We start from the raw sequence: 19,883 nt of genomic DNA, 5'->3' as shown, positions 1-19,883 counted from the left end.
TGCGCCGACTGGGCGGGTCGAGCGGGCTCAGGCCGGCCGCATCGCCTCGAGTACGGCGACGCACCACTCACCCACGCGGGACACCTCGTCGGTGCCGTGGACCTCGCAGCCGACCCACGCGTCGCCGACGAGACCATAGAAACCGGTCAGCGCCGCCCCGGTGTTGAGGGTGCAGGTCTGGGCAACGCCCGGAGCGCCGAGCTCGGGCGCCGACTCGAGGCGGCGACACTTCGTCCCGACCATCTCGGAGGCGAAGTCCTCGGCCCGTTCAGCAGTGATCGGGGGAGCGAAGATCCAGGCCCGGGCGTCAGCCGGACCGGTCGTCACCGTGCTGGCCGTCCACGCGCAGCCGAACTCGTTGCTGACCTCCTCGGTCCCCGGCAGCTGGTCGCCCGGTCCCCAGGAGATGGCGTCGCTGGGCTCCCGGCCCAGGGCGTCCACGAGCGACTCCTGGCCCACCCGGTCACAGAAGTCGGCCCGGGCCAGGGCGAGGTCGTCGGTGGCGTAGTCGCTCAGCGGTGTCGGAGTGGGGGTGATGGTCGTCGTCTCGGCCTCGGGGCTCGGCGCCGGCTCGTCCTGCGAGCAGCCGGTCAGCACGACCAGGCAGGCCACGCCGACGGCCACCCAGGACCGGGAGGGTGGGCGCGAGGGCCTGCGGAGAGTGATCAGCACGACGCCAGCGTAGGGGCCGCGATGCCAGGACGGGGTGGGTCCACCACGTAGCCTCAAGGCCGTGATTCGCTTCGAGAAGGTCACCAAGACCTACCCCGGCCACGCCCACGCGGCCCTCGACCAGGTCTCGGTCGACGTCGACAAGGGCGAGTTCGTCTTCCTGGTCGGCTCCTCCGGATCGGGGAAGTCGACCTTCCTGCGGCTGGTGCTGCGGGAATACCGCCCCACGTCCGGCCGGGTCTATGTCGCCGGCAAGGAGATCAACCGGCTGGCGAGCTGGAAGGTGCCGCGGCTGCGGCGCGAGATCGGGACCGTGTTCCAGGACTTCCGGCTCCTCGGCAACAAGAGCGTCTCGGAGAACGTCGCCTTCGCGCTCCAAGTGATCGGCCGCTCGCGCAGCGACATCGACAAGCTCGTGCCCGAGACGCTGGAGCTGGTCGGGCTGACCGGCAAGGGCGACCGGCTCCCCGACGAGCTCTCCGGCGGCGAGCAGCAGCGCGTCGCGATCGCGCGGGCGTTCGTCAACCGGCCCAAGATCCTGATCGCCGACGAGCCGACCGGAAACCTCGACCCGACCACGTCGGTGGGGATCATGAAGCTGCTCGACCGGATCAACCGCACCGGCACGACCGTGGTGATGGCGACCCACGACGCGGGCATCGTCGACCAGATGCGCAAGCGGGTCATCGAGCTCGAGCACGGTCGCGTCGTGCGCGACCAGGCCCAGGGCGTCTACGGCGCCTCCAACTGACGCCCCTCACGACTTCGAAGGACTGACACCACGACATGCAGCTTCGCTACGTCTTCTCCGAGCTCGGCCAGGGCCTGCGCCGCAACGCCTCGATGCACCTGGCGGTGATCCTGACGCTGTTCGTCTCGCTGACCCTGGTTGGCCTCGGCGTGCTCTTCCACCTCCAGGCCGACCGGGCCGCGGCCCACTGGGGCAGCCAGCTCCAGATCCAGGTCGCCCTGTGCACGGCCGAGGACAGCAACCCCGCCTGCACGGGCGAGGTGACCGAGGCCCAGCGCGATGCGGTCACCACGGTCATCGACGACAACCCCGAGGCTGCCGGCTGGGACCTGGAGACCAAGGAGGAGGCCTTCGAGAAGGTCAAGGAGCTCTATGGCGCCGAGAAGTTCGAGGGTGAGAACGCGGTCCTGACCGTCGACGACATGCCCCAGTCCCTGTGGGTGGAGCTCGAGGACCCCGAGGAGTTCCAGGGCATCGTCAGCGCGGTCCGTGGCCTCGACGGGGTCGCCGGCGTGCGCGACATGCGCCGCTACATCGAGCCGATCATCGGCTCCATCAACATGCTCCTGTGGGTCTCGGTCGCAACCGCGGCGTTCCTGGTCCTCGCTGCCCTGCTCCTCGTCGCCAACACGATCCGGCTCGCGGCCTTCGCCCGGCGCAAGGAGATCGGCATCATGCGGCTGGTCGGCGCCTCGACCCTCTACATCGCGCTGCCGTTCCTGCTCGAGGCGCTCGTCACCGCAGTCCTCGGTGTGCTCCTCGCGACCGGCGCCCTCGCGGCGTTCATGTATTTCGGGATCGAGAAGCGCGGACAGGACACGCTGCAGTTCATCCCGTGGATCGGGATGGAGCACTACGCGGTCGCCGTGGCGATCGTCGCGGTGCTCGGTCCGCTGCTCACCGTGCTTCCGACACTCGTGCTGACGCGCAAATACCTCAAAGTCTGATCTTCGCGGGTTACCTTCGTCGCGTTCCCTTCCCCGAACACCAGTAAGGCTTCCCGGTGCGTTCCTTCCCCCGTACCGCCCGCAGCCGCATGGCAACAGCTTGTGTTGCCGCTGTCGTTGCCCTGGGCACCGCCATCGTCCCCCTGACCTCACAGCCCGCCGTTGCCGACGACCTCAAGGACCGGCAGAAGCGGGTGGAGAAGAAGGTCGACCGCGCCCACGACGACGTGGAGGAGTCGAGCAAGGCCCTGCGGACCGCGAGCGCCCGGCTGACGGCGGCGAGGGCACAGCTCTCCGACGCGCGTACGGCGCTGGCAACCGCCCGCGGCAAGCTCGCCGTGGCCGAGGAGCGCGACGCCGCGATGGCAGCCGCCCTGGCCACAGCCGAGGCGACCCTGGACCAGGCCCAGGCCGAGCTGGAGGCCGGGCGGGCCGACGTCGCAGCCCAGCGCGACGTCGTGGGGGCCACCATCAAGCGGCTCTATGCCCAAGGTGACCCCGATCTGATGGCCTTCGCCTCGCTGATGGAGTCGGCGTCGGCGTCCGACCTCAGCCGCCGCGCCGACGTCAACCAGGCGATCGTCGACAGCCAGGACCGCGACTACGACAGGCTCCAGGCGGCCGAGGTGATCCTCGAGGTCAACGAGGCCAGGGTCGAGGCCGCTCGCGACGACGTGGCGGTCAAGCGCGCTGCAGCGGCCGACCAGCTCGCCGTCACGGCTGCTCTGGAGGTCGAGGCCCAAGAGGCCCGTGACTCGGTGGCAGGGCTGGTCGGGGAGCGTGCCTCCGCGCAGGCCGAGGCGAGCCGGGTCCGCGCCGACGACCTCCGCAAGCTCCAGCGGGCCCAGCGCGACGCCAACCGGATCGAGCAGATGCTCCGCCGGCGTGCGGCACGGGCTCTCGCCAGGGCGCGGGCGAAGGCGGCGGCGAGCAACCAGCGCTCAGCCCCGGCCGGGCCGACCGGCGGGCTGCTGCAGGTGCCGGTGGGTGGTGGGATGACCTCGCCGTTCGGCTATCGGCGCCACCCGATCTATGGCTACTGGGGCATGCACGACGGCACGGACTTCGGTGGGGGCTGCGGCCAGACGATCGTCGCGGCCGAGTCGGGACGGGTGGTCTCGCGCTACTACAGCGCCGTCTATGGCAACCGGCTGATCGTCGACCACGGGGTGCTGGCGGGCCGCGGCGTCGCGACCATCTACAACCACGCCTCCTCCTACACGGTCGCCTCCGGCACGTTCGTCAACCGCGGCCAGGTCATCGGCTATGTCGGTGACACCGGCTGGTCCACCGCGTGCCACCTGCACTTCACGGTGATGGCCAACGGCAGCGCCGTGAACCCGGTCGGCTTCTTCTGAGCGCCCCGCCACCGGGGAAATCCCGGTTGTGGGGTCTGGGAGACTGACCCAATGGCCAAGCAGACCAAGCGCGAGGTGGACCAGCGCAACCGGGTGATCGCGCAGAACAAGAAGGCGCGCCACGACTTCCACATCGAGGACACCTTCGAGGCCGGGATGGTGCTGCAGGGGACCGAGGTCAAGTCGCTGCGCGAGGGGCGCGCGAGCCTGGTCGACGGCTTCATCGACATCGACAACGACGAGGTGTGGCTGCACAACGTCCACATCCCCGAATACGCCCAGGGGACCTGGACCAACCACGCAGCCCGGCGCAAGCGCAAGCTGCTGCTCAACCGCGCCGAGATCACCAAGATGGAGCGCAAGGTCGGCGACAAGGGCTACACGATCGTGCCGTTGTCCCTCTACTTCAAGGACGGCCGCGCCAAGATCGAGATCGCACTGGCCAAGGGCAAGAAGGAGTACGACAAGCGGCACTCCCTCGCCGAGCGCCAGGCCAACCGCGAGAAGGAGCAGGCCGTGCAGCGCCGTCTCAAGGGCCACACCGACTGATGGCCGCCGACCCCGCCGCACAGGTCCGGGACTGGTGGTCCGCCCTCGGGCTCCCCGGCCTGATCGACATCCACACCCACTTCCTGCCGCCGTCGGTGATGGCCAAGGTCCGAGCACAGTTCGACTCCGCCGGCCCGCTGATCGGGCGGGCGTGGCCGCTGCACTACCGCGACACCGACGAGGTCCTGGTCGAGACGCTGCGGTCCTTCGGGATCGCCCGCTTCACCGCGCTGGCCTATGCACACAAGCCCGACATGGCCGACTGGCTCAACGACTGGTCGGCCCAGTTCGCCGCGGCGGTGCCGGAGGCCCTGGTGTGCGGCACCTTCTTCCCCGAGGAGTCGGCATCGACGTATGTCGCCGCGCGGCTCGACGAGGTCGAGGTGTTCAAGATCCACGTGCAGGTGGGCGACTTCTCTCCTCTGGACCCCTTGCTGGACGACGTCTGGGGCCTGGTCGCCGAGGCGGGCACTCCGGTGGTCCTGCACGCCGGCAGCGGGCCGGTCCCCGCGCAGCACACCGGTCCCGGGCCGGTCGCCGAGCTGCTCGCGCGGCACCCGCGGCTCCAGCTGGTGATCGCCCACATGGGCGCGCCGGAATATGCCGACTTCCTGGAGCTGGCCGAGACCCACGAGCGTGTCCACCTGGACACAACCATGGCCTTCACCGACTTCTTCTCCGAGACTGGTGGCGTCTTCCCGGCCGACCTGCTGCCGCGGCTGCGCGACCTCGGACTGTCCGGCCGTGTGCTGCTCGGGTCGGACTTCCCCAACATCCCCTATCCCTATCTCCACCAGCTGGAGTCGCTCGAGCGACTCGACCTGGGGGAGGCGTGGCTCCGCGCGGTGTGCTGGGAGAACGGTGCGGCCCTGCTGGCCCCGGCTCCGGGACCTTCGACCCTGAGCTGAGGTGACTGGCTGCGCTCTGATGGGGCCATGGCCCCCTCCCGACGCGCGTGGATCGTGGCCTGCGCCTGCGCCGAGACCGTCGGCATGACGGCCTCGGCCGGAGCAGCGCGGCTGGTCGACTCGCGCCCGTCGTGGCCGTTGGTGGTCGCCCTGGGAGTGATCGTCGTCGGTGGTCTCGTCGAGGGAGTCGCACTGGGGTGGGGCCAGGCGCGCGTCCTGGCCGGGCGGCTGCCGGCGCTCGTCCCGAGGCGTTATCTCGTGGCCACGGTGGTCGTCGCGGGGCTCGGCTGGGCGGCGGCGTCGAGCCCCTCCGTGCTGTCGCGTGACCAGCCGACCGGCCCGGAGCCTGCGATGTGGCTGGTGCTCCTGGGTGCCGCGGGCATCGGCCTCGCGATGGGGCCGCTGCTGGGTGCGGCCCAGGCCTGGGCGCTGCGCGGCGCCGCTCGCCGTCCTGCGCGTTGGATCCTTGCGAACACGCTGGCGTGGCCGGTCGTCATGGTCGTGGTCTTCGTCGGCGCGACGTCCCCCGACGCCGGGTGGTCGACCGGCGCCGTACTCCTCATCGGAGCGGTCACCGGGGCGGTCGCCGGCACCGTCCTGGGGCTGCTCACGACGCCGTTCCTGCCCGTGCCCGCCGGGCCTGTCGGTGGCGTCGAGGGAATGCGGGCGACGGTTGTCGGTGTTGACCCGTAGACTGACCATCACAACTCAAGAGGGGCTGATCGGTTTCGACTTGGGACGTTAGTTCCAGGGGAAGCGGGTCGAGAAGCCAGCGTCATCTCGTTAACGATCGCTGGAAACCTATAGTTGCCGACAACAATCGCAACGACTTCGCTCTCGCTGCCTGAGCAGTGATCGAAGGGTCTGACCGGGCACCCGTCCTCGTCCCGGACCCAGGCCTCATCTAGAGGACTAGCTGGTCACCTCCGTCAGGAGGGGTGATCGGGACTTTTTCCTGACTGAGTCTGTCGGCGACGTGTCAGTGCGAGCGCCGGGACTGAGAAGACGACATCACTGACTGCACCCGGAGAAGACCTGGTTCGACGCTCGAGGACGCGGGTTCGATTCCCGCCAGCTCCACAGAGAAGCCCTCTTGACCGAGAGCCGCTCCGACACCAGTCGGAGCGGCTCTCGTGCTCTCTCGGCACAGCGTGCGGCGAGCGAGCCGACCACCTCATGGGTAGCGTCGAGAAGCGGCGCCGTACGGCGTCGACGACCCTGACTCGAGGAGTACTCACGTGCCGAAGATCCTGTTCGTCCTGACCGCCTCCGACCACTGGACCCTCACCGACGGGAGCAAGCACCCGACGGGGTTCTGGGCCGAGGAGGTGCTGTCCCCGCTGCAGGTGTTCTCCGAGGCCGGGATCGACGTCGACCTCGCAAGCCCGGACGGCAAGACGCCCGTGGTGGACGAGGGCAGCCTCGCCCCGGACACCATCGGCGAGGAGGAGTCGGCCAAGCAGCGCAAGGCCCTCGACGAGCTCGCGGACCGGCTCGAGTCGACGCTGGTGCTCGCCGATGTCGACCTCGGCTCCTACGACGCCGTCTTCGTGCCCGGAGGGCACGGCCCGATGGAGGACCTCGCCGTCGACGACGACCTCGGCCGCATCCTCGTGGCGATGCTCGACGGCGGCAAGGTCGTCTCGTCGGTCTGTCACGGCCCGGCCGGTCTCCTGCCGGCCAAGCGCGCAGACGGCTCCTGGCTGTTCGCCGGGCGCAACCTCACCGCCTTCACCGACGCCGAGGAGGAGCAGGCCGGGCTCGCCGACAAGGCGCCCTGGCTGCTGGAGTCCCGTCTGCGTGAGGCTGGCGCGAACTTCTCCTCGGGGGAGGCATGGGCGCCTTTCGTGGTCGTCGACGACAAGCTGGTGACCGGCCAGAACCCGGCGTCCAGCACCGAGGCCGCGCAGAAGGTCGTCGGTCTGCTCACGTCCTGACGAGGGCCGGGCGAGCGTCGGTCCGGTCTGCATCCCCGAGCCCACAGATCCCGCATATGCGGCATGTGTGTGGGCGTCCCTTCGTCCTACCTTCGGTGTGGACGCGCTGGCCACGTTCGTGGCCGAGTCACGAGGGAGGGCGGCATGTCAGATCGAGATCCGGTGCTGTTCGGTCGACGCACGTTCATCCGAGCGGCGGCGGGCGTGGGGGCGGGCTTCGTCCTCTACTCCAAGATGCCCGGGGGAGCGACGCAGGCCCTGGCCGCCATCCCTGGCGGCACGCTCTCCCCCGAGGAGATCCCCAAGTTCGTCAGCCGCCTGCTGGTCCCGCCGGTGATGCCCCGCGCAGGGACCGTCAGGCAACAAGGCGGTGCAAACGCCGACTACTACGAGATCTCGATGAGGCAGTTCGCGCAGCAGATCCTCCCCCGAGCCTCCCGGCGACCACGGTGTGGGGGTACGGCGCCGTGACGGCCGCCTCGGCGCGCGGACTCAAGGTCCACAACGCGCCCTCGCTGACCATCGAGGCGCAGTGGAACCGACCCGTTCGGGTCAAGTGGATCAACGACCTGGTGGACTCCAACGGCCGCTATCTGCCACACCTCCTCCCGATCGACCCCACGCTGCACTGGGCGAACCCGGCGGGCGGCACGGCCGAGCGCGACGGTCAACCGAGCTCACTCGAGGACCCTCAGCCCTACACCGGCCCGGTACCCATGGTCACCCACCTGCACGGTGCCGTCGGCGTGGGCGACGAGAGCGACGGCTACCCGGAGGCGTGGTATCTACCAGCCGCCACGAACATCCCGGCGGGCTACGCCTCGACGGGCACCTGGTACGACTTCTTCGCCGCCAAGGCGGCGTCCAAGCTCGGGGTGTCGTGGGGTCCTGGCTTCGCGACCTTCCAATATCCCAACCCGGACCGCGCCCGGACCGAGTGGTACCACGACCACACCCTGGGCATGACACGCGCCAACGTCTATGCCGGCCCTGCCGGGTTCTACCTCATCCGCGGCGGTCCCTCCGGCGACAAGGCCGTGCTCGACACCCGATCCGGCACGCCCGCAGTCCTTCCTGGCCCGGCGCCCAAGGAAGGTGATGCATTCCCTCCCCGCAAGGAGTACGGCGAGATCCCGCTCGCCATCCAGGACAGGGCCTTCAACGCCGACGGATCGTTGTTCTACCCCGACAGCCGGGAGTTCTTCGACGGCGCGACCGCCGCAGATCCCGGATTCATCCCGGACACCGACCTGTCGCCGATCTGGAATCCGGAGTTCTTCGGCAACACGATGATGGTCAATGGCAACACCTGGCCGTTCACGACCGTGCGTCAGCGGCGCTACCGCTTCCGCATGCTCAACGGCTGCCAGTCCCGGTTCCTCATCCTCGACTTCTCCGGCATCTCGGGGGTCGAGGTGTGGCAGATCGGGAACGAAGGTGGTTTCCTCCCCGCGCCGGTGAACCTCACTGCCGATCACGGCAACCAGCTGCTCCTCGGGTTGGCCGAGCGGGCCGATCTCATCGTCGACTTCTCCGGTGTGCCGGTCGGGAGCCACGTGCTCGGCAACCTCGGCCCCGACGAACCCTTCGGTGGTGGCGAGCCGTCCGAGGCCTTCGAGGTGGCAGACCCCGCCTCCACTGGTCAGGTGATGGAGTTCCGGGTCGTTCCTGCCGTCGCGCCCGACCCATCGACCCCACCCCGGTTCCTGCAGCTGCCCGTCATCGCTCCGCTTCCGGCGGCGACCGTCACGCGACAGCTGGCACTGATCGAGAGGATGTCGTCGTCCTGGGACGGTCCGGCGCAGGCCCTGCTGGGCACCCTCGGCGCCGACGGCATGCCCCAGGAGGCGATGTGGGCAGACCACGTCACCGAGAACCCGACCCGCGGGAGCACCGAGGTGTGGGAGTTCTACAACTTCACCGCGGACGCGCACCCGGTCCACGTCCACGAGGTCGCCTTCGAGGTGGTGGACCGCCAGGCACTCGTCACCAACGAGGACGGGGAGACCGAGCCCCCTGCCAGACTGGTCGGTTCCCCTCGTGCCCCGGAGGCCTGGGAGGCGGGCGTCAAGGACACCGTCATCGCCTACCCCGGCGAGGTCACGCGGGTGAAGGCCAGCTTCCTGACGGCCGGACGCTATGTCTGGCACTGCCACATCCTCGAGCACGAGGACAACGAGATGATGCGCCCCTGCCAGATCGGCCCGGACCAGCCCGGGCAGCCGCCTGATCGGCACGGCTGAGCGCGCTGCCGGTCGACGAGCAGCCCTACCGGCGTGATCCGGTGGACGTCGGTGCTCGTGGAAGTCTGGGGGGACGCGATCCGCGTCGCCGACCGAAGGAGCAGACATGAAGCTCGGCGTACACCTGGTGAACTTCGACCTCCCCGGCGGCCCTGCAGCGATCGGGCCCGCCCTGGCCGCGACAGGCAGGGCGGCCGAGGAGTCCGGGCTCGACAACCTCTCGTTCATGGACCACTACTTCCAGCTCGAGTTCTTGGCGGGCGCGGAGGACCCGATGCTCGAGGGCTACACCGCGCTCGGGTTCCTGGCGGCGCACACCACGTCGGTGGAGCTCCAGCTCCTGATGACCGGGGTGACCTACCGCCACCCCGGCCTGCTCGCCAAGATCGTCTCGACGCTCGACGTGCTCTCCGGCGGGCGGGCCGCTCTCGGCATCGGCGCCGCGTGGTACGAGCGCGAGCATCGCGCCCTCGGCGTCCCCTTCCCACCGGTGGCCGAACGGTTCGAGCGGCTCGAGGAGACCATCCAGATCGTGCGCCAGATGTGGAGCGACGACAACGGCCCCTACGCCGGGAAGCACTACCAGCTGGCCGAGACGATCAACGCGCCCCAGCCCCTCCGCAGGCCGCACCCGCCGATCATGGTCGGCGGCGGCGGTGAGAGAAAGACGCTGCGACTGGTCGCGAAGTATGCCGACGCCTGCAACGTCTTCGCAGGCGCCGGCGCCGGTCCCCACGAGGTCGCCCACAAGCTCGCCGTGCTTCGCGACTGGTGCGAGCGGGAGGGTCGTCCCTACGACGAGATCAGCAGGACGGTGCTCTACAACGGTGCCGTCGCACAGGACCCGGCCGGAGGCGCCGCCTTCGTCGAGGAGATGCGAGCCCTGGCCGACGTCGGTGTCGACGAGGTGCACGTGATGCCTCTGGGCGGCGACCCCGTCGCCTTCGTCAGGTCCCTCGGCGAGCACGTCGTGGAACCCCTGTCCCAGCTCTGACCGGATCCGCCCCCGCCGTCCTCGCCGACCGCCCAGATCTCGTCGGGGATCTTGCCGAAGTCCACGGTCGCAAGGGCCAGCGGGTCGCCGTCCGGGCCCCAGGCGACCTCAGGCGGGCTGTGCCGGTCACAGCGTCCTCAACCCGGCCGCCGGGTCTCCCGGTCGCTTCTTGCCTCCCGACGACGCTCGGCCTCGAGAGTCGCCTCGGAGCGCACGGGCCAGACGTAGGGCAGGTCGTCGGGGGCATCGGGGAAACGGCTGCTGTAGAAGTCGGGGTCCTTGCGGACCAGTGCCGAGCGGTGGCTGAGGTGCAACGCCTCGTCGCCGAGCCAAGGGGGGAGCGCACCTACCTCGGTCAGCTCGGCCTGTGTGCGGATGGTCTCCACGCCGGCCGTGCGCAGGTCGGTGGCGATCGTCGCCGCGCACGTGTCTGCGAAGCCCAGCTCGGTCCAGACCTCGCAGCAGACGAGGCCGTAGCGGCCGAGGGCCTCTTCGTGGCCCTTCCACATCAGCGCCGCCGGGTGGTGGCGCCAGCCGTAGTCGGGCACCGTGACCGCACGGACCACCTGAATCGCCTCGACGCGCTGCTTGCCCAGCCGCTTGGGGTCCAGCGAGCGCGCGGAGCGCTCGAAGTCGGCATACGGCAGGAAGGTCTGCATCGCCTCGAGACTAGCCAGCGGCTAGCCTCCGCGACATGGCTGACTGCGTCTTCTGCGGCATCGTCTCCGGCGAGGTGGCGGGAGAGCTGGTGCTCGAGCGTGACGACTTCGTGGCCTTCCTCGACCGGCGGCCGGTGTTCAAGGGTCACGTGCTGCTGGTCCCACGCCAGCACGTCGAGACGCTGCCCGACCTGCCGGCCGCGCTGCGCGACGGCTTCCTCGCAGCGGCGCAGGAGATCGCGACGGCCGTCAAGGATGCGCTCGGTGCGCAGGGGTCGTTCGTGGCGATCAACAACACCGTCAGCCAGTCGGTGCCACACCTGCACCTCCACGTCGTCCCGCGGACCAAGGGTGACGGGCTGCGCGGCTTCTTCTGGCCGCGGACGAAGTATGCCGAGGGTGAGATGGCCAACGTGGGGGCTCGCCTCAGGGCAGCACTGAACTGATCGGCGGGCGGACGCAACCGATCACGGGGACGGCACGTCTTCGATGACACACACCGATCGAGGGGGACCCCACATGTCGAAGCTGTTCGGGCCGTTGCTGGCCTTGTTGATCCTCGCCGTGCTGGCGCCCGCCACGGCGACCACCGCCGCTGGGCGCAGCGGAGTCCCGTGGGACCAGGTCGGTGACGGCTGGGTGCTGGCGACGGTGATCCGTGGCCGGGTCGAGCAGGGCGCCGAGCTCAGCGTGCGAGCGCGCAGCCTCGAGCTCATCTCGCCGGACGGGGTGCGGCACCCGCTTCACCGCACGACGAGGCAAGCGCCGAAGAACAACGTCGACCCGGGAAACTTCACCCTGATCGGCTGGGACCCGTCGGCCCGGACGGCCCTGCTCAAGCGCTACGTCAGTCTGGCGCGCAAGCAGGCGATCCACCTGGATCTCGAGACGGGCGCCACCCGGACGCTGGCCCTGCCGAAGGCCGAGATGGCCACCGGTCTGCGTCCTGACGGCTCCGGCGTGCTGACCCAGACGCTGGGCGGCAGGATCCTCTCGATCGCCTGGGACGGCACCCGCACCACCCTCGGACGTGCGGGCCAGGGTGGCGCGATCACCACCCCCGACGGCACGTCCGCCGTGGTGGCCGAGGGGAGGGCCCTGCTCGTGCTTCCGCTTGACGGCGCCTCGCCTCACCGGGTCGCGACGCCGGGGCAGTGCCGACCCCTGCGGTGGTACAGCGACACCGCACTGCTCGCGTCCTGCTACTCGCGCAAGGGCTCCCGGCTCGTGACCGTCGGGCTGGACGGCGCGGTGACGGCGATGGCCAGGATGCGACGGAGCAACAGGCCCGGATTCCGGGGTCCGAGCTGGGAGGACACTGACGTCCGTCAGGTCGGCGGCACCTCCTACTACGAGGGGAACGGCCCGTGCGGCGGCTCCTTCATCACCCGCGAGAACGCGAAGGGGCAGGTCAGGACGGTGAGAGTCCCGGGGAGCCGGGGCGGTGTCTCTCTCGTCGACGGTCTCGAGGACCGCCTTCTGATCGCCCACACCGAGACCTGCGACAACGGGCTGCCGCGCGCTGTGCTCTCCACCTTCGATCCCCGCAGCTTGGATGAGGACGTGCTCGTCAGGCTCGCGAAGAACGAGCACTGGGGCCACGTCCTGGCCTGGGACGAGCCGCGACCCTGGGGCTACTAGGCATGGCTTAGGGTCGGGCCGTCCAGATCTAAGTCTTGAGGAGTCACCATGGGTCGCTTTGACGGTCGCGTCGCAGTCATCACCGGAGCCGCACGCGGCATCGGGTTCGGTACGGCGCAGCGGTTCGCCAGCGAAGGCGCGTCGGTGGCCATCCTCGACCTCGACGAGAGCGCCGCCTCGGAGGCCGCAGAGCGGCTCGAGCTGGCCGACGGTGCCAAGGCGATCGGCGTCGGCTGCGACGTCTCCAACTCCACGGCTGCCGGCGAAGCGGTCGAGCGTGTCGTCAGCGAGCTGGGCGGCATCCACATCCTGGTCAACAACGCCGGCATCACCCGCGACAACCTGCTCTTCAAGATGACCGAGGACGACTGGGACCTCGTGATGAACGTGCACCTCAAGGGCGCCTTCAACATGACCAAGGCCGCCCAGAAGCACTTCGTCGAGCAGAAGTACGGCAAGATCCTCAACCTCTCCAGCGTCAACGCGCTCGGCGCTCGCGGCCAGGCCAACTACTCCGCCGCCAAGATGGGGATCCAGGGCTTCACCCGCACGCTCGGGATCGAGCTCGGCCCCTACGGCATCAATGCCAACGCCGTCGCCCCCGGCTTCATCGCCACCGAGATGACCGACGCGACCGCCGCGCGGCTCAAGATCGACGTCGACGACTTCCGCAAGATGAACGCGGACGCCAACCCCGTCCGCCGGGTGGGCTACCCCGAGGACATCGCCGCGGCCGCGGCCTTCCTGTGCAGCGACGAGGCCTCCTACATCACCGGCCAGACCCTCTACGTCGACGGCGGGGCCAAGCTCGGCTGACGCACCGGGCGGTGAGTGGGGCTGCTTCTGCGCGACCCGCACCCGCCTCACGCACCGCTCGCGGCGTATGACCCTGCTCACTCAGACGCCCCGATCCCCGCCTGCAGTCGCGGGGGAGGGCGAGTGGACGTGGTGGAAACTTGGATTTCCGGCCCTGGTTTGCCTACCTTCGTGGACGCCTCAACCTCCGGCCGACGCCGGGTGGAGGCATCACACAACCGATATCCCGCCCGGGCAACGCCGAGTCCTGCCCGCCCGGAGCGGACCCCCTGATACCACGATGTTCGGGCAGGAGTGGGGACCCACAGGTTCCACTGCCGGCCGCAGCCAGCGGACGGCTCGGGGTGAAGCCACCACCAGGTGGCGGAGCACTTTCCAGCTCCAACCCGACAGCTCACCTCACAGGCGTGGGAAAGGACTTTGCCATGCCTGCGACCCGTCGCATCAGCTCGACCCTGCGCTCCGGCGCCCTCGCCCTGCTCGGTCTCTCGATGGCCTCCACGGCCGTCGCGATCGCGCCCGCCACTGCGGCGTCCGCCGCGGAGACCTCCGAACGTCGTGCCCCCGCCGCGGCCGCGAAGAGGCTGAACTCACGGATCCTGACTGCTCAGCAGATCGCCCTCAACCAGCGGGGAGACGTCTATGCGTATGGCGCCGCCGGCCCGAACGCCTTCGACTGCTCCGGCCTGATCGCCTACAGCTATGGCCGCGCCGGCGTCAGCGTCCCTCGCACGTCCGACGCCCAAGCCGGCGCGACCCGTCGGATCGCCAAGCACAACATGCGCCCCGGTGACCTGATGTTCTTCCACAGCGGCGGCAACGTCTATCACGCAGCGATCTTCATCGGCTTCAAGAACGGGCGCGCGATGATGGTGCACTCGCCCGGTTCCGGCCGGCGGGTGACGGTCGCAGCGCCGTGGACGAGCAGCTGGTTCGGTGGCACACTGCGCCGCTGAGCGAGCCCGGTGACGGGCGCGGCCACCCAGCGGTGGCTGCGCCCGTCGCCAGTGGCGCCAGCCACACCCGCGGCGCGCCTCACCCGCCGCCCTTGGCCGGACAGTGACACTTTCCCCAGACTTTCCGCCCCTGTGATCGGAGCACCCCCTTGCACTCCCGCCTGCGTCTATCGCTCGCCGCGCTGACGGCCACTGCCCTTCTGGGCGGCCTGGCCGCCTGCGGCGGCGACAAGGAGCCCACCGAGGACAGCGCCCCCACCTCGGGCGAGCCCACGACCGCCGCCGAGGTTGCCGAGGACCCGCCGGCGCTCTGGCCGCTCACCGGCCTGGAGGTCAAGGGGTCCTATCCCAAGCACCCGGTGCTCGTGACCAAGGTCGACAACACCTCCTCCAGTGCTCCGCAGGTCGGCCTCGGCTCCGCGGACATGGTCGTCGAGGAGCTCGTCGAGGGCGGGATGACCCGACTGGCCGCCTTCTACTACTCGAAGCTCCCACCCGTGGTCGGCCCGGTGCGGTCGATGCGCGCCAGCGACATCGGGATCGTGCCGGTCGGTGCCCACGTGGTCACCAGCGGAGCCGCCCAGATCACGCTCGACCGGGTCAGGAAGGCCGGCATCCCCTGGGTCACCGAGGGGGCCAAGGGGATCTATCGGGAGACGAGCCGCTCAGCGCCGTACAACCTCTTCTCGCGGCCGGGCGAGATCGCCAAGGGCATCAAGGGCGGCAAGGCGCCCAAGCCCTACCTCGACTTCGGCACCCCGGCCGACTTCCCCGGCAAGAAGCCCGCGCGCAGCCTCAGCGCCTTCTTCGGGGGCACACGACGAGCTGGGCCTTCCAGGGCGGCAAGCAGGGTGGGAAGTACGTCAACACCAACAGCTATGCCGCGGACGGCGACGAGTTCCCGGCGACCAGCGTGCTGGTGCTGCGGGTCCGGGTCGGTGACGCCGGCTATCGCGACCCCTCGGGATATCCCGTGCCTGAGACGAAGTTCGAGGGCAAGGGTCCCGCACAGCTCTTCCACGACGGCAAGGTCGTCCAGGCGACCTGGAGCAAGGACGGCCTGACCGGCCAGATTGAGCTCTCGACCAAGAAGGGGGAGCTGAGCGTGCCTGCCGGCCGGGTCTGGATCGAGCTGGTCCCCCAGGGGACCGGCGACGTCACCTGGTCGAAGTAGGCGTCCGAAGCAGCCTCAGTCGTCTGACTCGGCGGTCAGGTCGGGCAGCTCGACGCCGGCCTTCTCGACCGCCTGCAACCCGGTGAGGATGAAGCCGATCGCGGTCTCCACGCGCTTGGCTGCCATCGCTGGGTCGGCGCTGGCGGCAACCGTGTGTCCGGCCGACGACAGGGCACCGAAGAAGATGCGGGCGAAGGTCTGCAGCATCTCCTCGTCGAGGTGCCAGATGCCGGCGGACAACACGTCGTGCACGATCTGGTTGACGGTGGCGAACGTCGAGCGCTCCTCCTGGTCGCGGAAGCGTTCGAAGCCGAGCACCGAAGGACCGTCCTGGATGACGATCCGGCGGTAGCCGGGCTGCTGCACCACCTCGAGGAACGCGCGGAGCCCGGCCTGTGCCTTGAGCCACGGGTCACGCTCGCCCTTCAGGCTCCGCTTGATCTCCTTGTCGGCGGCGGCCTCGATCTGTTGGAAGATCTCCTCGAAGAGGGCCTGCTTGCCCGAGAAGTGGTGATAGAGCGCACCCTTGGTGACGCGGGCGCCCGCCACGATCTGGTCGAGGGACGTCGCGGCGTAGCCCTGCTCGGTGAACAGGTCCTGCGCCACGTCGACGAGGGCGCGCTTGGTGCTGGCCGAGTATTGCGCCCGACGGCTCGACACCTTCGGCACCCGGGGCGTGGGCACGCCGGGAACCTTGGGGATCAGCTTGGACGCCGAGGACTTGCTCATCTGTCGGAGTCTATGACCTACCGGCGGTATGTCGCCGAGCATCTTGTGGTCGGAGTCACGGCGGCGAGGTTTGGCCCACCGTCGGTACGTCGCATACTCTGAGTACGTACCAACGGTATGTGAATCAGAAAGGAGCCTGCCATGACCTGGAAGTCCTTCCACAACCGTGGAGAAGTCCTCCGCAGCGTGATGGCGGCGGCTGACGCGCGACGCGACGGCCACCTGCCGATGGACGTCGACGGCGTCGCCGAGACGTTCGCGGACGAGCTGACCCTGCTCGGTGCTCTCCAGCTGCGGTGGCACACCCGCCTGGCCGGTCACATCGAGCGCGAGCTGATGTCGGAGCCGATGGACCTCGAGGCCGGCGTCGTCGCTGCCTGGCAGGCCACCGCCCGCGAGCTCCCCGGTGTCCGCGCGATCATCGACCGGCACCGCCAGGCCCCGCTCGACGCGGACATGGCTGCGGCGATGCGGGTCTCCGCCGGCAAGGAACACGCCATGTTGGCCGTGATGGCCGGCCGCAGCAGCGCGAGCGACGAGCTGGCCGCCTCGGTCGGTGAACAGATCGCCGATCGCGCCCGAGCCGCCCTGGCGAGCACGTCCGCCGCGGCGTCCGGGCCGAAGCACCTCAGCCCCGCCCCGGCGTCTATGGTTGATCGTCTCAAGGCGGTCCTCACAGCGGCCTGAGCGCTGCAATCCCAAGACCAGACGGCCCCCGTCCGACGAACAGCGGTTCCTCCCAGCCGCGACTCCCTCCCAGATCGTCGGACGCGGGCCGTCTTCTTGTGTCCTGTGTGCCTGCGCGTCTTGTGTGCTTGCGAGATGATGGGCCCATGCACAGGGCTGAGGACGTGACGCCCGGCATGTTGCTGGTCGCCACCCACCTCCTCGCCGACCCCAACTTCGCCCGCTCGGTCGTGCTGCTGCTCGACGTCAACGCCGAAGGTGCCCTGGGCGTGGTGCTCAACCGTCCTTCGGAGGTGCTGGTCGCCGACGTGCTGGAAGGCTGGGGCCCGTTGTGCGCACCACCCGAGGTGCTCTTCTCAGGTGGCCCGGTCAGCCGCGACGGTGCCGTCGCGGTGGCGATGGTGCGCGACCCGGAGCAGGAGCCGATCGGCTTCAGGGCGATCTCGGGCCAGGTGGGGATGCTCGACCTCGACACCCCGATCGAGCTGCTCGACGGCGGGCTCCTCGGCCTGCGGGTCTTCGCCGGCTATGCCGGCTGGGGTGCCCAGCAGCTGAGGGGTGAGATCGACGAGGGGAGCTGGCACGTGGTGCCGGGGGAGCCCTCGGACGCCTTCCGGGCGGACCCTCGGTGGCTGTGGCGTGACGTGTTGCAGCGCCAGCCCGGACAGCTGGCCTGGCACGCCACCCGACCGACCGATCCTGACCTGAACTGAGCGCGCTTCTCGCCTAGACTCATCCTCCATGAGCACCATCGGCTTCTCGCCCGGCACCCAGACGATCGAAGACCGCCGCACCCAGCCGACCGATGATGGTGACCACGAGCGGTTCAGCCACTACGTCCCCAAGGACAAGCTCACCGAGGCCATGGTCATGGGCACCCCGGTCATCGCCCTGTGCGGCAAGGTGTGGGTGCCCTCGCGGGCCCCGGAGAAGTTCCCGGTCTGCCCCGACTGCAAGGACATCTGGGAGCAGATGAAGCCCGGCGGCGGCGAGGGCGGCGACGGCGCCGGTGGTCAGGGTCCCGACGCGTGACGGGGCGGCCTGACGCCGTACCCCTCTCGCCTGCGTGGCCCGATCGCGCCGCTTGGGGCACGGCCCCGTTGCTGCGGGCGTGGCAGCAGGCGGCGATGGACCAGTACGCCGCTGCGTCCCCGCGCGACTTCCTGGCCGTCGCGACGCCGGGCGCCGGCAAGACGACCTTCGCCCTGTCCGTGGCCGCCGAGCTGCTGGGCCGTCGCATCGTCGACCGGATCACGATCGTCGCCCCCACCGAGCACCTCAAGACCCAGTGGGCCGAGGCTGCCGCGCGGGCCGGGATCCCCATCGACCCGACCTACAGTGCCGGCTCGGGCAAGACGTCCAAGGACTTCGTCGGCATCGCCGTCACCTATGCCGGCGTCGCCGTCAACCCGCTCGCGATGCGCATCCGCACCGAACGGTTCAAGACCCTGGTCATCCTCGACGAGATCCACCACGCCGGCGACGCCAAGTCATGGGGTGAAGGGGTCAGGGAGGCCTTCGAGCCGGCCACGCGGCGGCTGTCGCTGACCGGCACGCCCTTCCGCTCCGACATCAACCCGATCCCCTTCGTCACCTACGCGCCCGGCGACGACGGGGTCCCGCGCTCGGTCGCCGACTTCACCTACGGCTATGCCCATGCGCTGGCCGACCACGTGGTCCGGCCCGTGCTGTTCATGGCCTATTCCGGTGAGATGACCTGGCGCACCCGGGCCGGCGACGAGATCGCGGCCCGGCTGGGCGAGCCGCTCACCAAGGACATGCACGCCCAGGCGTTGCGCACCGCCCTCGACCCGACCGGCTCCTGGATGCCGGCAGTGCTGGCGGCCGCGGACAAGCGGCTCTCGGAAGTACGCCGCCACATGCTCGACGCCGGCGGGCTGGTGATCGCCTCCGACCAGGACACGGCCCGTGCGTATGCCGCCCTGATCCGCAAGATCACCGGTGAGCCACCGACCGTCGTGCTCTCCGACGAGAAGGCCGCCTCCAAGAAGATCACCCAGTTCGCCGAGTCCGACAAGCGCTGGATGGTCGCGGTCCGGATGGTCTCCGAGGGCGTGGACGTGCCTCGGCTGGCGGTGGGGGTCTGGGCCACGACCACCGGCACCCAGCTCTTCTTCGCCCAGGCCGTCGGCCGCTTCGTGCGCGCGCGCGGCCGGGGTGAGACGGCGTCGGTGTTCCTGCCGTCCGTGCCGCACCTGCTGGGCTACGCCTCCGAGATGGAGGTGGAGCGCGACCACGTCCTGGGCCGCAAGGTCAGCGACGAGGGCGACATCTTCGCCGCCGAGAACGACCTGCTCGCCGCCGCGCAGGCCGGTGAGTCGGCGTCGGCCGAGCTCGAGATGTCCTTCGAGGCGCTCGGCTCCACCGCCTCGTTCGACCGCGTGCTCTATGACGGTGGCGAGTTCGGTCACTCGGGGGAGGTGCACGTCGGGTCGGAGGAGGAGATGGACTTCCTCGGCATCCCCGGCCTGCTCGAGCCCGACCAGGTTCGCGAGCTGCTGCACTCGCGCACCAGCGAGCGGGCCAAGAAGCAGAAGGCCGCAGCCGGCGGCCGCGAGCCCGACACGATCGCCGCGGTGACGACGCACGAGCAGCTGGCGGTGCTCCGCCGCGAGCTCAACGGCCTGGTCGCCGCCTGGCACCACCGCACCGGCCAGGCGCACGGGATCACGCACTCGGCGCTGCGCAAGGAGTGCGGCGGCCCGGCCGCGGCCGTGGCCTCGGCCGAGCAGCTGCGGCTGCGCATCGACCGGGTCCGTGAATGGGCGATGCGCGCCTCGTCCTGAGGCGCGTCAGCGGCGCGGGCACTGAGCCACCGCGGAACGCACGCCGGCCGCCGCC

The 19,883-nt window shown here is 70.0% G+C and carries 22 protein-coding genes, 1 other RNA gene, 1 pseudogene and 1 riboswitch; of the genes and pseudogenes, 21 read left to right on the top strand and 3 right to left on the bottom strand.

What is annotated here, in order from left to right; genetic code table 11:
- Nucleotides 1-27: 27 nt before the first annotated feature.
- The gene (locus G7071_RS00240; protein ID WP_166313605.1) at nt 28-672 is read right to left on the bottom strand and encodes a hypothetical protein; all 645 of its coding nucleotides are present in this window, start codon (nt 670-672) and stop codon (nt 28-30) included.
- A 61-nt stretch (nt 673-733) separates the two neighbouring features.
- On the opposite strand from G7071_RS00240, the gene ftsE reads away from it, so the two are divergent.
- The 11 genes from ftsE (at nt 734) to G7071_RS00190 (ending at nt 10,359) form a co-directional block, all read left to right on the top strand.
- Entirely contained in the window at nt 734-1,423 is a 690-nt protein-coding gene (gene ftsE, locus G7071_RS00235) for a cell division ATP-binding protein FtsE (RefSeq protein WP_166313603.1), read from the top strand.
- Between the two features lie 35 nt (nt 1,424-1,458).
- Nucleotides 1,459-2,370 (top strand): permease-like cell division protein FtsX, encoded by a 912-nt coding sequence (gene ftsX, locus G7071_RS00230; RefSeq protein ID WP_166313601.1) that lies wholly within the window; start codon nt 1,459-1,461, stop codon nt 2,368-2,370.
- Nucleotides 2,371-2,426: 56 nt separating this feature from the next.
- Complete coding sequence (locus G7071_RS00225; RefSeq protein WP_166313599.1) at nt 2,427-3,728, top strand: M23 family metallopeptidase; 1,302 nt, start codon at nt 2,427-2,429, stop codon at nt 3,726-3,728.
- 51 nt (nt 3,729-3,779) lie between these two features.
- Nucleotides 3,780-4,277 (top strand): SsrA-binding protein SmpB, encoded by a 498-nt coding sequence (gene smpB / locus G7071_RS00220; protein WP_166313597.1) that lies wholly within the window; start codon nt 3,780-3,782, stop codon nt 4,275-4,277.
- Nucleotides 4,277-5,185 carry an amidohydrolase family protein gene (locus G7071_RS00215; protein ID WP_166313595.1) on the top strand — a complete coding sequence of 303 codons (909 nt, stop codon included), beginning with the start codon at nt 4,277-4,279 and terminating at the stop codon, nt 5,183-5,185. The genes smpB and G7071_RS00215 overlap by 1 nt, the downstream gene beginning before the upstream one ends.
- 27 nt (nt 5,186-5,212) lie before the next feature.
- Nucleotides 5,213-5,878, top strand: coding sequence for a hypothetical protein (locus G7071_RS00210; RefSeq protein WP_166313593.1), 666 nt, complete (start codon nt 5,213-5,215; stop codon nt 5,876-5,878).
- A gap of 21 nt (nt 5,879-5,899) precedes the next feature.
- Nucleotides 5,900-6,268: a transfer-messenger RNA gene (ssrA, locus tag G7071_RS00205) on the top strand.
- Nucleotides 6,269-6,423: 155 nt separating this feature from the next.
- A complete protein-coding gene (locus G7071_RS00200; RefSeq protein WP_166313591.1) occupies nt 6,424-7,122 on the top strand; it encodes a type 1 glutamine amidotransferase domain-containing protein in 699 nt (232 codons plus the stop codon).
- Between the two features lie 144 nt (nt 7,123-7,266).
- The gene (locus G7071_RS18630; RefSeq protein WP_206062854.1) at nt 7,267-7,593 is read left to right on the top strand and encodes a hypothetical protein; all 327 of its coding nucleotides are present in this window, start codon (nt 7,267-7,269) and stop codon (nt 7,591-7,593) included.
- Complete coding sequence (locus G7071_RS00195) at nt 7,590-9,365, top strand: multicopper oxidase family protein (protein WP_206062853.1); 1,776 nt, start codon at nt 7,590-7,592, stop codon at nt 9,363-9,365. The genes G7071_RS18630 and G7071_RS00195 overlap by 4 nt, the downstream gene beginning before the upstream one ends.
- 106 nt (nt 9,366-9,471) lie before the next feature.
- Nucleotides 9,472-10,359, top strand: coding sequence for an LLM class F420-dependent oxidoreductase (locus G7071_RS00190; protein ID WP_166313589.1), 888 nt, complete (start codon nt 9,472-9,474; stop codon nt 10,357-10,359).
- 137 nt (nt 10,360-10,496) lie between these two features.
- On the opposite strand, the gene G7071_RS00185 is transcribed toward G7071_RS00190, so the two are convergent.
- On the bottom strand, nt 10,497-11,018 hold the full coding sequence (locus G7071_RS00185; RefSeq protein WP_206062852.1) for an MSMEG_6728 family protein: 522 nt from the start codon (nt 11,016-11,018) through the stop codon (nt 10,497-10,499).
- 35 nt (nt 11,019-11,053) lie between these two features.
- On the opposite strand from G7071_RS00185, the gene G7071_RS00180 reads away from it, so the two are divergent.
- The 6 genes and pseudogenes from G7071_RS00180 (at nt 11,054) to G7071_RS00155 (ending at nt 15,605) form a co-directional block, all read left to right on the top strand.
- Nucleotides 11,054-11,464 (top strand): HIT family protein, encoded by a 411-nt coding sequence (locus G7071_RS00180; protein ID WP_166313587.1) that lies wholly within the window; start codon nt 11,054-11,056, stop codon nt 11,462-11,464.
- Nucleotides 11,465-11,537: 73 nt separating this feature from the next.
- Nucleotides 11,538-12,659 (top strand): hypothetical protein, encoded by a 1,122-nt coding sequence (locus G7071_RS00175; protein ID WP_166313585.1) that lies wholly within the window; start codon nt 11,538-11,540, stop codon nt 12,657-12,659.
- 48 nt (nt 12,660-12,707) lie between these two features.
- Nucleotides 12,708-13,475 (top strand): SDR family NAD(P)-dependent oxidoreductase, encoded by a 768-nt coding sequence (locus tag G7071_RS00170; RefSeq protein WP_166313583.1) that lies wholly within the window; start codon nt 12,708-12,710, stop codon nt 13,473-13,475.
- Nucleotides 13,476-13,703: 228 nt separating this feature from the next.
- Nucleotides 13,704-13,898, top strand: a riboswitch (cyclic di-AMP (ydaO/yuaA leader).
- 2 nt (nt 13,899-13,900) lie between these two features.
- Nucleotides 13,901-14,431 (top strand): C40 family peptidase, encoded by a 531-nt coding sequence (locus tag G7071_RS00165; protein ID WP_166313581.1) that lies wholly within the window; start codon nt 13,901-13,903, stop codon nt 14,429-14,431.
- Between the two features lie 149 nt (nt 14,432-14,580).
- A pseudogene (locus tag G7071_RS19530) lies at nt 14,581-15,138 on the top strand (DUF3048 N-terminal domain-containing protein); the annotation flags it as partial.
- 206 nt (nt 15,139-15,344) lie between these two features.
- The gene (locus G7071_RS00155) at nt 15,345-15,605 is read left to right on the top strand and encodes a DUF3048 C-terminal domain-containing protein (RefSeq protein ID WP_343043518.1); all 261 of its coding nucleotides are present in this window, start codon (nt 15,345-15,347) and stop codon (nt 15,603-15,605) included.
- A 15-nt stretch (nt 15,606-15,620) separates the two neighbouring features.
- Here the strand turns inward: G7071_RS00155 and G7071_RS00150 are convergent, their stop codons facing one another.
- Complete coding sequence (locus tag G7071_RS00150) at nt 15,621-16,334, bottom strand: TetR/AcrR family transcriptional regulator (RefSeq protein ID WP_166313577.1); 714 nt, start codon at nt 16,332-16,334, stop codon at nt 15,621-15,623.
- Nucleotides 16,335-16,475: 141 nt separating this feature from the next.
- On the opposite strand from G7071_RS00150, the gene G7071_RS00145 reads away from it, so the two are divergent.
- The 4 genes from G7071_RS00145 to G7071_RS00130 all read left to right on the top strand — a co-directional run bounded on the left by G7071_RS00145 (nt 16,476) and on the right by G7071_RS00130 (nt 19,828).
- Complete coding sequence (locus G7071_RS00145) at nt 16,476-17,021, top strand: hypothetical protein (RefSeq protein ID WP_166313575.1); 546 nt, start codon at nt 16,476-16,478, stop codon at nt 17,019-17,021.
- Between the two features lie 146 nt (nt 17,022-17,167).
- Nucleotides 17,168-17,734, top strand: coding sequence for a YqgE/AlgH family protein (locus G7071_RS00140; protein ID WP_166313573.1), 567 nt, complete (start codon nt 17,168-17,170; stop codon nt 17,732-17,734).
- 28 nt (nt 17,735-17,762) lie between these two features.
- Nucleotides 17,763-18,053: a DUF3039 domain-containing protein gene (locus G7071_RS00135; RefSeq protein WP_166313571.1), complete on the top strand. Its 291-nt coding sequence runs from the start codon at nt 17,763-17,765 to the stop codon at nt 18,051-18,053.
- A complete protein-coding gene (locus G7071_RS00130; RefSeq protein WP_166313569.1) occupies nt 18,050-19,828 on the top strand; it encodes a DEAD/DEAH box helicase in 1,779 nt (592 codons plus the stop codon). Before G7071_RS00135 ends, G7071_RS00130 begins: the two co-directional genes overlap by 4 nt.
- Nucleotides 19,829-19,883 lie beyond the last annotated feature (55 nt).

This window comes from Nocardioides piscis, from assembly GCF_011300215.1.
GTDB lineage: Bacteria > Actinomycetota > Actinomycetes > Propionibacteriales > Nocardioidaceae > Nocardioides > Nocardioides piscis.
Note: the sequence above shows the minus strand (reverse complement) of the source record. Positions and strands in the feature narration are given on the sequence as shown.

Excerpts from the sequence above, each read along its gene's own strand:
- G7071_RS18630 (WP_206062854.1), top strand. The coding sequence starts at position 7,267 with ATGTCAGATCGAGATCCGGTGCTGTTCGGTCGACGCACGTTCATCCGA.
- G7071_RS00175 (WP_166313585.1), top strand. The coding sequence starts at position 11,538 with ATGTCGAAGCTGTTCGGGCCGTTGCTGGCCTTGTTGATCCTCGCCGTG.
- G7071_RS00165 (WP_166313581.1), top strand. The coding sequence starts at position 13,901 with ATGCCTGCGACCCGTCGCATCAGCTCGACCCTGCGCTCCGGCGCCCTC.
- G7071_RS00185 (WP_206062852.1), bottom strand. The coding sequence starts at position 11,018 with ATGCAGACCTTCCTGCCGTATGCCGACTTCGAGCGCTCCGCGCGCTCG.
- G7071_RS00170 (WP_166313583.1), top strand. The coding sequence starts at position 12,708 with ATGGGTCGCTTTGACGGTCGCGTCGCAGTCATCACCGGAGCCGCACGC.
- G7071_RS00135 (WP_166313571.1), top strand. The coding sequence starts at position 17,763 with ATGAGCACCATCGGCTTCTCGCCCGGCACCCAGACGATCGAAGACCGC.
- G7071_RS00180 (WP_166313587.1), top strand. The coding sequence starts at position 11,054 with ATGGCTGACTGCGTCTTCTGCGGCATCGTCTCCGGCGAGGTGGCGGGA.
- G7071_RS00190 (WP_166313589.1), top strand. The coding sequence starts at position 9,472 with ATGAAGCTCGGCGTACACCTGGTGAACTTCGACCTCCCCGGCGGCCCT.
- smpB (WP_166313597.1), top strand. The coding sequence starts at position 3,780 with ATGGCCAAGCAGACCAAGCGCGAGGTGGACCAGCGCAACCGGGTGATC.
- G7071_RS00210 (WP_166313593.1), top strand. The coding sequence starts at position 5,213 with ATGGCCCCCTCCCGACGCGCGTGGATCGTGGCCTGCGCCTGCGCCGAG.
- G7071_RS00215 (WP_166313595.1), top strand. The coding sequence starts at position 4,277 with ATGGCCGCCGACCCCGCCGCACAGGTCCGGGACTGGTGGTCCGCCCTC.
- G7071_RS00140 (WP_166313573.1), top strand. The coding sequence starts at position 17,168 with ATGCACAGGGCTGAGGACGTGACGCCCGGCATGTTGCTGGTCGCCACC.
- ftsX (WP_166313601.1), top strand. The coding sequence starts at position 1,459 with ATGCAGCTTCGCTACGTCTTCTCCGAGCTCGGCCAGGGCCTGCGCCGC.
- G7071_RS00145 (WP_166313575.1), top strand. The coding sequence starts at position 16,476 with ATGACCTGGAAGTCCTTCCACAACCGTGGAGAAGTCCTCCGCAGCGTG.
- G7071_RS00150 (WP_166313577.1), bottom strand. The coding sequence starts at position 16,334 with ATGAGCAAGTCCTCGGCGTCCAAGCTGATCCCCAAGGTTCCCGGCGTG.